Source organism: Desulfovibrio mangrovi (assembly GCF_026230175.1).
Classification (GTDB): domain Bacteria; phylum Desulfobacterota; class Desulfovibrionia; order Desulfovibrionales; family Desulfovibrionaceae; genus Halodesulfovibrio; species Halodesulfovibrio mangrovi.
In genome coordinates this window covers 2962381-2975579 of the sequence record NZ_CP104208.1, presented here as the reverse complement: position 1 = coordinate 2975579, position 13199 = coordinate 2962381, and the positions used below count along the sequence as shown (strand labels likewise).

The following is a 13199-nucleotide window of genomic DNA, read 5'->3' as shown; positions in this document are numbered from 1 at the left end:
CACTGCCGCATAAACGCAATCAGGGCACGGAGCAATATGCTCCGTGCCCTGTTTCATGTTGTTCAAAAGGAAGCGGGAAAAGCTAGGCCACGCCCTTCATCGGCTCCGTATTAACGGAAACGCCGAACACCAGCGTAGGCACCTCCTCGGCGCGTACAGGCCGGGAGAACAGATACCCCTGCCCGCCTTCACAGCGCAGTTCGGAAAGCATGATGCGCTGTTCTTCCTCCTCCACGCCTTCCGCAACCACCTCAAGCCCCAGTGAATGGGCCAGCGCCACAACGGCCTGCACTATCTTGAAGTTGCCCGGATCGCGGCTCATCTTGGCCACAAAGCTTCTATCCACCTTCAGGGTGTCGATGGGGAAGGCCTGCAGGTAGGTCAGCGAGGAATAGCCGGTGCCGAAGTCGTCGATACACAGCTTCACGCCGATCTCCTTGAGACGGCGCAGGGCCATGTTGGCGAATTCGGGATTGCCCATGAGCATGGTTTCCGTCACCTCGAGCTTCAGGCAACGGGGGGGCAGTCCGGTCGCACGCAGCACGTCGGCAACCTGATCAACCATACCGGGCTGGGAAAGCTGTCTGGCGGAAAGATTGACGCTGACCAGCATATCCTCGAATTCGGGAAACTCTTCACGCCACCGGGCCATGGCCCGGCAGGCTTCATACAGAACCCATTTGCCGATGTTGAGTATCTGGCCCGTACCTTCCGATACCGGTATGAACTCGGCAGGAGAAACCGTGCCCCGTTCGGGATGGTTCCAGCGCACAAGCGCTTCGAACCCGGTAATGCTGCGGCAGCCCAGATTCACAATAGGCTGGTACACGAGAAAAAACTCTTCCATGTCCAACGCGCGGTAGAGGTCCATCTCTATATGCATGAGATTCATGGCGCGCTCGAGCATGTTGTCGTTGAAAACGACCATATTGCCCCACCCTTCCTCCCGGGCGTGATGCATGGCGATATGGGCGTTACGGAGCACCTCGTCGGCGGTTCCGTACCCGGAGCCGCCCATGATAACGCCGAAGCTGGCGGTAACGCGAACAATGCGCGGCCCTATGGTGATGGGCTCTTCAACGGCATCCATGATACGGCGGATGACGCCCTGCGCCTCATCCAGAGAATCCACCTCTTCCAGCAGAATGACGAACTCGTCACCGCCGATGCGGGAAACCGTGTCCATAGCACGCACCTCGCGCATTAGGCGCAAGGCCGTCTCGCGCAGGATCTGGTCGCCGATGCCGTGGCCGAGCGAGTCGTTAATGACCTTGAAGCGGTCCAGGTCGACGAAGGCCAGAACAAAGTCCGAGCCCCCCTTGCGCTTGACGCGCTCAAGGGTACGCCCGAGGCGGTCCATGCACAGGGTGCGGTTGGGCAGGTCTGTCAGGGGGTCGTGCCATGCCTGATGCTTCAGCTGCATGGCCATGAGCTTTCGTTCGCTAATGTCGCGACAGATGGCGCGGTAGCCCATGAACTCGCCGCCGTCGTTTTCCACACGGCGAACAAGGTAGTGAATCCAGCGCTCGCGGCCATCAGGAGTACGCAGGCGGAATTCGGCCTCTCCGGCACGCGCACCGCCCTGCATCATGGCCTGCAATTTACGCCAGATGGGAATGTCCGCCTCATGCATGATGGCGGAAAAAAAGTCGGGGTTCCTGTAGAAGCTCTCGGCACTGTATCCGCATATGCGTTCACACGCATCGGAAATAAATTCCATGCGCCCGTCAGGGCCTTGCCAGACTTCCCAGTTGAAAAGGTTTTCTGCCAGCACGGCAAACCGTTGCCGGCACTCAAACAGCGCACGGCGCAAGTCGCCGCACGCATTATTTCCTGCAACCGCTTCCCCCGACTCGCAGGCACTAAGGCTTCCGTCAGGCGTTGATCCTGCCATGGCCCGTTCCCTCCTGTTCACCCGTTGGGGAATACACCCGTACAGCCTCTTCTGAAGCAGCCTCTCTCAATCGCTCCACCCTGCGGCACATCACCGGCAGGGCCACCCCGGAGCTCACCCCACGACTCCCCCCTTTAATACATCATTATAACAATAACAAGCATCTGTTATTTCAATAGGATGAACCGCCACAAATAGACTGCTGCGAAAATAACCGACGCAACCGGCAGCCTATGGAGGGTTTCGGATGGTTTTATCTGCCAAGTCCTGCTACTCTGACTGCAACCATTCCCCCCTAAAGCGTGGAGCACCTATGAACTACAGTTTCTGCCGCCAGGTATACCGGATCCTGTCGCTACTGCTGCTCACAATTACAGTGGGAGTTGGCCACCCCGCATGGACACATGCCCGTGACATCACCATAGCCATGCCCCTGCTTCCTTCGCTGGTGGACCTTGGTGACGACGGCAAACTCCAAGGCAGATTCATCGACCTTATTACCGCCATGGATGATGCGTATCCGGAAGGACGCATCATACCCCTCATTCTACCCTTCATGCGTGCCAAGGACTCTGTAGGCAAGAAAGCTGACGTGCTCTTTCCTTACGCGTGGAATGATAGGCTTCCCAAGCGCACCATGTCTTTCCAGTATTCCAGCGCCTTCATCTATGAAGCGAAATTCTACCTCTACTGCCACAAGGATATGCTGCTTACGCCTGAGCAGGCGCGTAGCGGCAAATACATCCTTGAAACAGACATCGCGCACGTTGACCTGTTCCCCTTTGCACAGTCGGGAACGACGGGTCTCAAAAGCAGCATTCGCAAGCTGGAGCACCGGCGGCTTGACGGGTTCATCTTCGCCGCCCTGAGCATGGAGAAGACATTCAAGGAAATGGAGGCTGAAGGATGGACGGGCCGCAAGAATATCGTCGCCATCCCCTTTGAGACCTTCAAAGCCTCCTTTGTTCTGCCCCCTGACAGCAGAGGCGATGCGCTGGATTCCATTCTGGTCCGGCTGGTGGATAAAGTTCGCGCCTCAGGCAAGCTGCGGGAGATTCTGAAACCCATCATCGAGTATTACGAATCCATCCCCTGACCGTGTCCCCGGACACCCAGCTCCGCCATGTTCCGGCCTTGAGGCCCGCACCGGCAGCCAGCCGGAGCGGCGAGGGGTATTTCTTCTCTCCGCCCCCGCAGACAAACGCAAAACCGCCCACGGCATAAATTGCCGCAGGCGGTTTTTGAAAAAGGGATTTCCCGGCCCGTAAGCGCCAGCGTCAGGGCCGGAAAATCGTATGGGGAGGGGAGATTTTGCCGTCTATGGATTACAGGGCGCCGCTTGCCTTTTCGTAAAGCTGGCGGGCACCTTCGTTTTCCGGATCCTTCTTCAACAGAAGCTCGAGATGTTCCATGGCTTCCGCATTCTTGCCAAGCCAGATCAGGCAGCCAGCCAGCGAGAATCGCACGGCGTCCTTGTTGGGATCATGTTCAAGGCTGCTGATCAGCACGGGGACGATATCTGCCACGCAGTTCAGGGCGTAGCCTTCCTGAATCATCCCGCTCATGGCGATCATGTTGTCCGGATTGTGCTCCAATGCACGGACGAAAAATTCCAATGCTTCCTTGTTGTTGCCGCGATCCATATGGATCAGGCCCATACCGGCGAGCGCCTTGTCGTTACTCTCTATGGAGTCAGCCTTCTTGTACAGCACAAGGGCTTCGTCAAGTTTTCCGCGCTGCACGGCGATGGTGGCAAGACCCAGATAGGGGTCGGGGTGCACACCGTTGGAGTTGGCGGCCTTCTTGTAATACTCTTCCGCCTTGTCCAGCTCACCCATAAACAGGTAGCATTCGCCGAGTTCCTTGTTGATTTCGTAATCGAGATGGTTGCTCATGGTCCCCTCCATGTAGGACAAAGTTTCCCCTCGCGCCCCCGACCGGGCATCCGGTCGGATGAAATGCGAGCCGACGAACCAGGCAAATTTTATCCTTTCTGCCTTGAGAGACGCCGGTTGCGAAAACAAATGCAACACGTGTGCCAAAACTATCGCCAAAGAGTGTGTTCCACTCACGCCCATGCAATCATGCATGAAGGCGCGGCCATTTACATCAATATATAGGCACAACGCAAGAGCCGAGTTGCTTATCGGCTGACGAATCCAAGAACTGTACCTTTCAGGAATTATTTCTTTTCGGACTTTCCTGCCTCTTCCACCTTCCCCTGCCGACTCCCTGACACTGTGTGCTTGCGAAAGTGCGAGCAACGCCCCAAGCCTTCCTTTTTTAACTTTTTTATACATTAAAAACAAAGTGTTACAGCTATGGAACAGCTCTTGCTATTTAGTTTGCAGATCATACCGGACGGGCACCCGACAAGAACGCCCGATTTGTCGTAACTACGGAGGATACTTGCATGAAAAGCCTGTTCAGCTCGCATATGTCCATTACTGAAAAGGTTCTGGACATGCAGCTCAAGCGTCAGAATGTCGTCATGAGCAACCTGGCGAACCTGAAAACGCCCGGATACAAGGAGCGCACCCTCGAATTCGAAGAGGATCTGCAAAAGGCGCTCAATCTGGACGCACAGGGCAAGATGACCCGCACCTCCGGTTCGCACATGCCCGCGGTTTTCAACCCGGACAATTTCGGCCCCGAATGGGGCAAGGTCTTCAAGCCGCGCGTCGTTCACGGCGAAGACCAGGTCGACATCGACAAGGAAATGGCAAAAATGGCCAAGAACAATATGCGTTACAACGCGCTTGCCACTGTTTTGAAGGGTAACTTTGAAGGCCTGAACAAAATCATAACGGAAGGGCAGAAGTAATGGATTTCATGACAGCACTCGATATCGGCGCCTCTGCGCTCAGCGCGGAACGGACCCATATGAACATCATTTCCATGAACCTTGCCAACGCCAAGACCACCCGCACTCCGGAAGGCGGCCCCTACCGCCGCAAGACGGTGCTCATGGCGGCAACGGAAGTGGATCATCCGTTCAGCAAGCAGATGCAGTCCGCACTGGACAGGGAACTCCGCGGCGTCCGCGTCATGCACGTGGCGCAGGACAAGCGTCCGCTCAAGCAGGTGTACGAACCCGGCCACCCCGACGCCAACGCGGAAGGCTACGTCTTCTACCCCGACATCAACGTGGTGGAAGAAATGGCCCACCTCATGACCGTGCAGCGCGGTTATGAAGCCAACGTGTCCACCATGGACGCCGTGAAGGCCATGTACAACAAGGCACTTGAACTCGCCAAATAAGCGGGCTGAAGGAGACAGGCCATGAGCATTCAGAATATCGGCATGAAGGCGTACTCCAGCGCCATGCACAACTTCAGCAAGGCGCAGAAGGCCACCACCGGTGAATCCTTCACCTTGCCCAAGGCCCCCAAAACCTCGTTCGTGGAGACCGTGAAGGACTCTGTTCAGAAGACCAACGAGATGCAGGGCGAGAAGGAACGCCAGATCAAGTCATTCGCTTCCGGCGAAACCCAGAATGTGCATGAACTGATGATCACCCTGCAAAAGGCAAGTCTCGCCATGTCCATGACCAGCGCGGTGCGCAACAAGGTCATGGAGGCCTACAAGGAACTGAGCCGCACCAGCTTCTAACCTGCAATTCTGATCTCATGGCGGTTGGCGCCCTGAAACTGACACCACACGGAGTAGCCCATGTCCCTTCTGCTCAATGATGCCGTAGACAAGTCCAAAGCCTTCTGGGGCCAGATCAGCCTTTCCCAGCGCGTTTTCATCGGCGGTTTGGCTCTGGCCGTTATCGGCATATTCTTCGCCCTTATTTTCTGGATCAACCAGCCGGACTACAAGGTACTCTACTCCAACCTGAGCCTTGAGGATGCCAACCGCGTCGTCAAGCTGCTGGACGCCGACAAGGTCCCCTACCAGCTGCAGCACGACGGCACCACCATTCTTGTTCCCGCAGACCGCGTCTATGACCAGCGCATCCGTGTGGCCGGTGAAGGCAGCCTTGTGGGACAGGGCATCGGCTTTGAAATCTTTGACGAAGTGAAGGTCGGCCAAACCGAATTCGTGCAGAAGATCAACTACCAGCGCGCCCTGCAGGGCGAACTTTCCCGCACCATTTCGGAATTCCCCGATGTAGAAAGCGCCCGCATCCACCTTGTGGTGCCCCACCGCAGCCTGTTCATTGAAGAAGAGCAGAAGCCTTCCGCATCCGTCGTGCTGACGCTGGCCGAAGGCAAGAAGATGGACCAGAAGGACGTAATGGCCATCGTCAATCTTGTGACCATGGCTGTTGAAGGCATGGACAAGAGCCGCATCTCCGTAAACGACACCAAGGGCAACATTCTCTACTACCCCAGCGACGAAGAAACCCTGCAGGGGCTCAGCTCCTCGCAGATGGACAACAAGCTGACCCTGCAGCGCGACATTGAACGCCGCATTCAGGAAATGCTCTACCCCGTCATCGGACCCGGCAAGGTTATTTCCAAGGTCAACGCCGACCTCGACTTCTCCCAGCGAACCATCCGCAAGGAACTGTTCGACCCCGAAAGCGCGGTTGTGCGTTCCGAGCAGCGCAGCGAAGAAAACACCCGCGGCCAGTCCAACCTTGAGGCCGGCACCCCCGACCCCAACTTCCGCGGTGACGGCGTTACCGGCGGCCTGAGCTCTCAGGAGTCCACCCGCGAAACCCGAACCACCAACTTTGAAATCAACAAGGAAGAACATAATATCGTCGCGCCCGTGGGCGAAATCAGCCGCCTTTCTGTTGCGGTTATCGTTGACGGCACGTATGAAAAGAACGCGGATACCGGAGAATATGTTTTCACCCCCCGCAGCGAGGAAGAGCTGAGCCGCATCCGCCAGCTCGTTGCCAATGCTGTGGGCTTCGACTCCGCACGCGGCGATACGATTGAGGTTTCCAGCATTTCCTTCGGCGGCCCCGATGTCGCGCTTGAGCCCAGCCTGACCGACGTGGTCATGGATTATGCCCTGCGCCTCGGCAAGCCCCTGCTGAACGCCCTGCTGATCTTCCTGTTCCTCATCATGATCGTTCGCCCGGTCATCATGGCCATGATCCGTCCCAAGGTGCATGCCGGTGACGTGGTCGAAGGTCTGGAAGGCCTGCCCGCAGGCGAGGAACGGCTGGCGCTCATTGAAAGCGGCGACGAGCTCGACGCCCTTGACGCCCTGAAGAAGATCGAAGACATCAAGGCACATGCTATGCAGCTTGCCGAACAGAACATGGAGCAGGCAGTGGGCATTCTGAAGATGTGGCTCAAGCAGCCTGAAGGAGCAAAGTAGTGGCAGAGAAGATGAGCGGCGCGTCCAAGACCGCCATCCTGTTACTGGCCATGGGCGACAAGTTCACGTCCGAAGCGTTCAAGCGCATGGACCGTACCGAAATCGCCCAGATATCCAAGGCCATGGTCGACCTGGATTCCATTCCCAAGGAATTGGTCGAGGACGTGCTGCGTGAATTCCACCACGCCCTCGTGACCGGACAGGAAATGATCTCCGGCGGCGCGGACACCGTAAAGCGTCTGCTCATGAAGAACCTGGACAGCGAAACCGCCAAGTACATCATGGATTCGCTGAACCTGGATACCGGCCCCGCTCCCTTCCGCGAACTGGAAAACGTGAGCCCGCGTATTCTTTCGCAGATTCTGCGCAACGAACATCCGCAGACGCTGGCCCTCATTCTGGGCCATCTGCACCCCGATCAGGCCGCGGAGCTGCTCACCAACCTGCCCGCAGGCGTGCGCCCGGAAATCCTCATGCGCCTTGCCAGACTGGAAGCCGTGCCCGAAGACATGCTCATGGAAGTGGACAAGGTGCTGCAGAGCCAGCTCATCGCCATGGGCGGCAAGGAAGGCAAGAAGGTGGGCGGTGTCAGCGCGGTTGCCGAAATCCTCAACGCCGTGGACCGTGCCACCGAAGAAGAGGTTCTCTCCGAAATCGAAGAAGAATCCGCACAGATGGCCGAAGATATCCGCAACCTCATGTTCGTGTTCGAAGATGTCACCGGTCTGGACGACCGCGCCATTCGCGAACTGCTGAAGGAAATCTCCAACGAGGACATGACCATGGCGCTGCGCGGCGCATCGGACGACCTGAAGGAACGCTTCTTCAAGAACATGTCCGAACGTGCGGCCACCATGATCCGCGAAGACCTGGAAATCATGGGACCCACGCGTCTCGCCGACGTGGAAGGCGCCCAGCAGAACGTGGTCAAGGTTGTACGCAGACTGGAAGTGGAAGGCCGCATAGTCATCGGCCGCGGAGGTGGAGATGTCTTCATCTAACACGCCCTCGGAATCCTCCAAGTGGGGCACCATCTTCATGGGACCGGCCCGCACCGATGAGCGCTCGCTGCATCAGGTGGAAGGCTCACGCACCATGCAGTGGGACGAGGCCACAGAGACCGCCTACATGGAACGCGTACGCGCCCGTGCGGCCCAGCGTGCTTCCGAGATTCTTGCGCAGGCCCAGCTGGAAGCCGAACAGCTCAAGCAGCAGGCCATGCAGGATGGCTACAATGCCGGTCTGCAGCAGGCCCAGCAGGAGCTGGAGGAATTCCAGCAGACCATGGGCGACTCCGTTTCCGGCGTGCTCGGAGCCATTCAGGGCCAGTGTTCAGGTATCTTCTACCGCTGGCGTCAAGATCTTGTCACCCTGCTCCGCGTTGCCGTGCACCGCGCCGTGGGAATAGAAATTGCCGAGAACCGTGCCGCCATTCTGGAAAGCCTGCTGGTCAAGGCCGTGGAAACGCTGGACAGCCAGCGCAAGCTCATCGTGCGCGTGAATCCCGAAGACGAAGCCGCCGTGCAGGACATTCTGGTAGCCACCCAGCAGCGTCATCCCGGTCTGGAGGCATGGTCCGTGAAGGGCGATCCCTCCATCAATCCCGGCGGGCTGGTGGTGGAAAGCCGCGACGGCATGGTGGATAACACCATAGAAAGCCGCTACGCGCTGGTGGACCAGATTCTCGAACAACTGGAACTGCCCGGAGACGGCATATGATCGACCCCCGTGGCGCGCTGTCCATGCTGCAGAGCCTGAGACCGGCGCAGGCCTACGGCAAGGTCAACAAGGTCGTAGGTCTGGTGGCGGAAGGATGCGGCATAAAAGCGCCGCTGGGTTCCGTGTGCCAGATCATCCCCAACGACGAAAGTGAGCCCGTGCCCGCCGAAGTGGTGGGCTTTCGCGACGGCAACCTGCTGTTCATGCCCTATGGCGATATGCGCGGCATAAGCCCCGGTTCTCTCATCCGCAACTCCAGTCTGCCCCCCGTATTTCCCGTGGGCGACGGCCTGCTCGGCAAGGCGTTTGACGCCTTCGGCGCAGAACTCAAGGCCGGAGCCTCACACCCCATCGCCACCGGCGGCTATAATCCGCTCTACGCCGACCCGCCCAACCCCCTGCTGCGTCCACGCATTGATGAACCGCTGGACGTGGGCGTGCGCGCCATCAACAGCCTGCTCACCCTCGGCAAGGGCCAGCGTGTGGGCATCATGGCCGGTTCCGGCGTGGGCAAATCCACCCTCATGGGCATGATGGCCCGCTACACCAAGGCGGACGTGAACGTCATCGGCCTTATCGGCGAACGCGGCCGCGAGGTTGTGGAATTCATGGAGAAGGACCTTGGGCCGGAAGGCATGGCCCGCTCCGTGCTGATCATCGCCACCTCCGACCAGTCGCCGCTGGTGCGCATGCGCGCCGCCTATGCCGCCACTGCCGTGGCCGAATATTTCCGCGATCAGGGCAAGGACGTGCTCCTGATGATGGACTCCATCACCCGTTTCGCCATGGCCGCACGCGAGATCGGCCTTGCCGTGGGCGAACCGCCCACCACCAAGGGCTACACCCCCACCGTTTTCGCCCAGTTGCCCAAGCTGCTGGAACGTGCAGGACGCAGCGAGAAGGGCACCATCACCGGTATCTACACGGTGCTCGTGGACGGCGATGACTTCAACGAGCCCATTGCGGACGCCACGCGCTCCATTCTGGACGGGCACATCGTGCTCACCCGCGAGCTTGCCGACCAGGGCCATTATCCCTCCATCGACGTGCTCAAGTCCGTTTCACGTCTGCGTAGCGACATCTGCTCGCCGGAAGTGGTGCTGGCGGGCCGTGTGCTGACCAAGCATCTCGCCACGTTCAAGCGCGTGGAAGACATGATCAACATCGGTGCCTACGCACAGGGCTCCAACCCCGACATCGACAAGGCCATCCACATGGTGCCGCAGATCAACAAGTTCCTGCAGCAGGCCGTTACCGAGCCCTGCCCCCTTGAGCTGAGTTTCGAGCAGATGCAACAGCTGGCGGCAATCTAATTATTTTCAAACATGGAACACAAAAAGGGAGCACCCTCACGGATGCTCCCTTTCTTCATTTCATGCGCTTACACGCCGCGCCAGCGCGCTCAAACGCTGCTACAATTCCTGCCGGTAGTTCAGCGACTGCCGCAGGGTCTCCTTGTCCACGAACTTGACCTCTGAGCCGAGCGGAATGCCCTGCGCGAGGCGGGTAACGCGGATGTGCGGGAAACGCGAGGCCACAAGCTGCTTCACGTAGGTGGCGGTGTTTTCCGCCTCCATGGTGGTGCCCAGCGCGAAGATGAGTTCGGTGATCTCGCCTTCCGCAAGCCGGTGCTGCAGCCTGTTCAATTCAAGATGTTCGGGCGTCACGTTATCCAGCGGGGCAATAAGCCCGCCAAGGATCATGTACTGGCCGCGGTAGAAACCGCCATCCTCCAGCGCGAGCAGCGAATCCCATTCCGAGACGAGACACAGGGTCTCGCGGCTGCGGGAACCGTCCGTACAGACGGCGCACGGGTCGGTATCGGTCAGCGAACCGCACCGCGAGCACAAATGCAGATTGTCGCGCAGGTCGTGAATGGCCTTACCGAGGCTGCGGGTGTTGTTCTCGGGCCATTTCAGCAGCGTCATGGCAAGACGCAGCGCCGATTTGGGGCCGAGACCGGGCAGCCGGGAAAGCTGCTCCACAAGCACCTTGAGCGGTTCGGGGAGTCGTTGCACGGACTTGCTTCCGGCTTAGAACAGACCGGGAACGCGCAGGCCGCCGGTAATGACGCTCATTTCCTTCTCAACCATGGCCTTGGTCTGGCGCACGGCTTCGTTCACGGCGGTCATCACGAGGTCCTGAAGCATGTCCACGTCGTTGGGGTCAACCACGGAGGGATCGATCTTGATGGAGGTGATTTCCTGCTTGCCGGTGCAGGTAACGGTAACCATGCCGCCGCCGCTGGTAACTTCGAGGGTACGGTTGCCCAGGTCATCCTGCAGGGCGGTCATCTTTCTCTGCATCATCTGCGCCTGACGCAGCATGTCATTCATTCCGCGCATATCCTTCTCCTTTGCCGCCTCATGCAGCGGCTTGCGGGGTTTGCGTATTGATCGCGGAGGCCGTGCCTCCGGCAAGCTTAGTAATCCGAATTGCGATATGATTCAAATGCAAAAACGGCTCTCCGAAACTCGAACAATACTAGCGAGTTCTCACGGCAGATACGAAGGCGGGCCACAGGGCGGGCACATGCGTCTACCGCAGTCACGCCATGCCGTATGGAAACAGAGGTTTATTTCTTGCTGAACCCCGGCAGCAGCAGGGGGCGGGGAGAGGAGCGGCGGTTCTTCACGCGCCGCCACGTTTCCGGCGTGCAGCCGAAACGGAAGGACCACAGGGCGCAATCTTCACGAGCGGCGCAGCCGCGCACCTCGGCGCGCAGGTTGGCGCAACAGGCCATGCAGAAGCGACGGATGGCGCGGTGCGATGGGCAGGGGGCGTCCGCGACCTCTTCACCGGAGCGGTGGGGGTGCAGTGCGCATTCCGTATCCTCGCAGGCCGCAACCTGCTTTGAAGAAGCGCCCTGACAGGCCATGCAGAAACGGCGGATCGCCTTTTGTGTGGAACCTTTCGTCATGATCGATGCTGTATCCGAACTGCGGACTTCTGTCACCTAGGCTGATAAAATCGTATGCCAATGCAGCCGCCTGCCTTTGTCGCTACACAGAAAGCACAAGGCAGGGCAGGGAGCTTTGCACCCCGTATTGCACGTCCTGCCTGTCATATGCGGGCTCTTTGGGCACTGGGGGCCGAAACGCAACAAACGTGGGGTAACGCGGAATACGGTGCTCATGTCACCGCATTGCGCGTTACCCCACGCTTTGTTTTTTGCTGTTCCGCGCAACCCGCAATCAGCGGGGCGACGCAGACGCTGCGCCGCAGGCTGTTAGCCGCAGCACTTCTTAAACTTCTTGCCGGACCCGCAGGGGCAGGGCTCGTTGCGGCCCACCTTGGGGGTCTCGCGGCGAACGGTCTCGTGGCCGCGCACCTTGCCGTCCACGTAGAACCAGTAGTCGCCTTCCTTGCGGAATTCAGCCAGTTCGTTCAGCTGCTGGGGCACACCCGCAAGGGTGTAGCGGGCAACGAATTCCACTTCGCCATCAACGTCGCCTTCGGCGCCGCCAGCAGTGGAGAGAATCTCCAGTCCCTGCCATTCGATCTTGGAGGACCACTGTTCGATATCGTCCACAGTGTCCTCGCCACGCACGGAGGGATGCATGGAGGAGTTCAGGTATTCGTAAATGCCGAGTACGTGCGCGGTGTAGCGCGAACGCATCAGGGCTTCCGCAGTGGGGGCGGGCTTTCCGTCATGGATGATGGGGCCGCAGCAGTTTTCCAGAGTAAGGCCGGAGCCGCAAGGGCAAGTGCTCATTCGTGCATCCTATTAGTGGTTTCCGCAGCCTCCGTGGCCATCGTGGCCATGATGCGCGGTGCAAATCGTGTTGGTGGTCTGCAGGGTGCCTGCAATCCACTGCGCGGCAACGGCACCGACAGAACCGCTGGCGCCGCGGATAACGGCAATGCCTGCTTCCTCAAGCTTGTTTACAGCCCCCTGTCCCATGTTGCCCGCAAGCAGCACCTTCACGCCCATATCCGCAAGGGTGGGCACGATGTTGGACTTGCAGCCGCAACCGGGAGGCGGCGTGAGAAGTTCTTCTTTCACGATTTTTCTGGTTTCGTCCAGCGTGAGAATGGTGAAGGCTTCGCAGTGTCCGAAATGTTCGTCGACAAGTCCCTGACGGGAAGGAATGGCAATTTTCATGATGGTTCTCCATGATATGTTGAGATGAACGTTCGAGATATAGTGCCTGCAGACAATAAGTCAATGGTCACTTACATAGTGGACGTCACTTTTACAAACGGCACCATAACCACCGTAATCGCAGGATGTTTTGATATATTTCCCAATGCGGTTGTCAGAGCCGGAAGACAAATGATAGGTTGTGGCAAACAGGATCAT

General features: G+C 58.6%; 15 protein-coding genes. 8 read left to right on the top strand and 7 right to left on the bottom strand.

What is annotated here, in order from left to right; translation table 11 throughout:
- Positions 1–82: 82 nt before the first annotated feature.
- Complete coding sequence (locus N1030_RS13410) at positions 83–1894, bottom strand: putative bifunctional diguanylate cyclase/phosphodiesterase (protein ID WP_265825983.1); 1812 nt, start codon at positions 1892–1894, stop codon at positions 83–85.
- A gap of 313 nt (positions 1895–2207) precedes the next feature.
- Between N1030_RS13410 and N1030_RS13405 the strand changes: the two genes are divergently transcribed.
- Positions 2208–2990 (top strand): hypothetical protein, encoded by a 783-nt coding sequence (locus N1030_RS13405; protein WP_265825982.1) that lies wholly within the window; start codon positions 2208–2210, stop codon positions 2988–2990.
- Positions 2991–3219: 229 nt separating this feature from the next.
- Here the strand turns inward: N1030_RS13405 and N1030_RS13400 are convergent, their stop codons facing one another.
- Entirely contained in the window at positions 3220–3789 is a 570-nt protein-coding gene (locus N1030_RS13400) for a tetratricopeptide repeat protein (RefSeq protein WP_265825981.1), read from the bottom strand.
- Positions 3790–4307: 518 nt separating this feature from the next.
- Here N1030_RS13400 and flgB point away from each other — a divergent pair.
- Genes flgB through N1030_RS13365 form a run of 7 tightly spaced genes read left to right on the top strand, consistent with a single transcriptional unit; the run spans position 4308 to position 10209 of the window.
- Complete coding sequence (flgB, locus tag N1030_RS13395; protein WP_265825980.1) at positions 4308–4718, top strand: flagellar basal body rod protein FlgB; 411 nt, start codon at positions 4308–4310, stop codon at positions 4716–4718.
- Positions 4718–5155, top strand: coding sequence for a flagellar basal body rod protein FlgC (gene flgC / locus N1030_RS13390; RefSeq protein ID WP_265825979.1), 438 nt, complete (start codon positions 4718–4720; stop codon positions 5153–5155). Before flgB ends, flgC begins: the two co-directional genes overlap by 1 nt.
- A gap of 21 nt (positions 5156–5176) precedes the next feature.
- On the top strand, positions 5177–5506 hold the full coding sequence (gene fliE / locus N1030_RS13385) for a flagellar hook-basal body complex protein FliE (RefSeq protein ID WP_265825978.1): 330 nt from the start codon (positions 5177–5179) through the stop codon (positions 5504–5506).
- 60 nt (positions 5507–5566) lie between these two features.
- Positions 5567–7177 carry a flagellar basal-body MS-ring/collar protein FliF gene (fliF, locus tag N1030_RS13380; RefSeq protein WP_265825977.1) on the top strand — a complete coding sequence of 537 codons (1611 nt, stop codon included), beginning with the start codon at positions 5567–5569 and terminating at the stop codon, positions 7175–7177.
- Positions 7178–7188: 11 nt separating this feature from the next.
- Positions 7189–8178, top strand: a complete 990-nt coding sequence (gene fliG, locus N1030_RS13375) for a flagellar motor switch protein FliG (protein WP_420842843.1) — start codon at positions 7189–7191, stop codon at positions 8176–8178.
- Positions 8165–8896, top strand: coding sequence for a FliH/SctL family protein (locus tag N1030_RS13370; protein WP_265825975.1), 732 nt, complete (start codon positions 8165–8167; stop codon positions 8894–8896). The genes fliG and N1030_RS13370 overlap by 14 nt, the downstream gene beginning before the upstream one ends.
- The gene (locus N1030_RS13365) at positions 8893–10209 is read left to right on the top strand and encodes a FliI/YscN family ATPase (RefSeq protein ID WP_265825974.1); all 1317 of its coding nucleotides are present in this window, start codon (positions 8893–8895) and stop codon (positions 10207–10209) included. Before N1030_RS13370 ends, N1030_RS13365 begins: the two co-directional genes overlap by 4 nt.
- A gap of 99 nt (positions 10210–10308) precedes the next feature.
- Here N1030_RS13365 and recR read toward each other — a convergent pair whose 3' ends face one another.
- The 5 genes from recR to N1030_RS13340 all read right to left on the bottom strand — a co-directional run bounded on the left by recR (position 10309) and on the right by N1030_RS13340 (position 13001).
- Positions 10309–10914 (bottom strand): recombination mediator RecR, encoded by a 606-nt coding sequence (recR, locus tag N1030_RS13360; protein ID WP_265825973.1) that lies wholly within the window; start codon positions 10912–10914, stop codon positions 10309–10311.
- Positions 10915–10929: 15 nt separating this feature from the next.
- Positions 10930–11241 carry a YbaB/EbfC family nucleoid-associated protein gene (locus N1030_RS13355; RefSeq protein ID WP_265825972.1) on the bottom strand — a complete coding sequence of 104 codons (312 nt, stop codon included), beginning with the start codon at positions 11239–11241 and terminating at the stop codon, positions 10930–10932.
- Between the two features lie 230 nt (positions 11242–11471).
- On the bottom strand, positions 11472–11816 hold the full coding sequence (locus tag N1030_RS13350) for a hypothetical protein (protein ID WP_265825971.1): 345 nt from the start codon (positions 11814–11816) through the stop codon (positions 11472–11474).
- 309 nt (positions 11817–12125) lie between these two features.
- Positions 12126–12611, bottom strand: coding sequence for a YchJ family protein (locus N1030_RS13345; protein ID WP_265825970.1), 486 nt, complete (start codon positions 12609–12611; stop codon positions 12126–12128).
- A gap of 12 nt (positions 12612–12623) precedes the next feature.
- Positions 12624–13001, bottom strand: a complete 378-nt coding sequence (locus N1030_RS13340) for a NifB/NifX family molybdenum-iron cluster-binding protein (protein ID WP_265825969.1) — start codon at positions 12999–13001, stop codon at positions 12624–12626.
- Positions 13002–13199 lie beyond the last annotated feature (198 nt).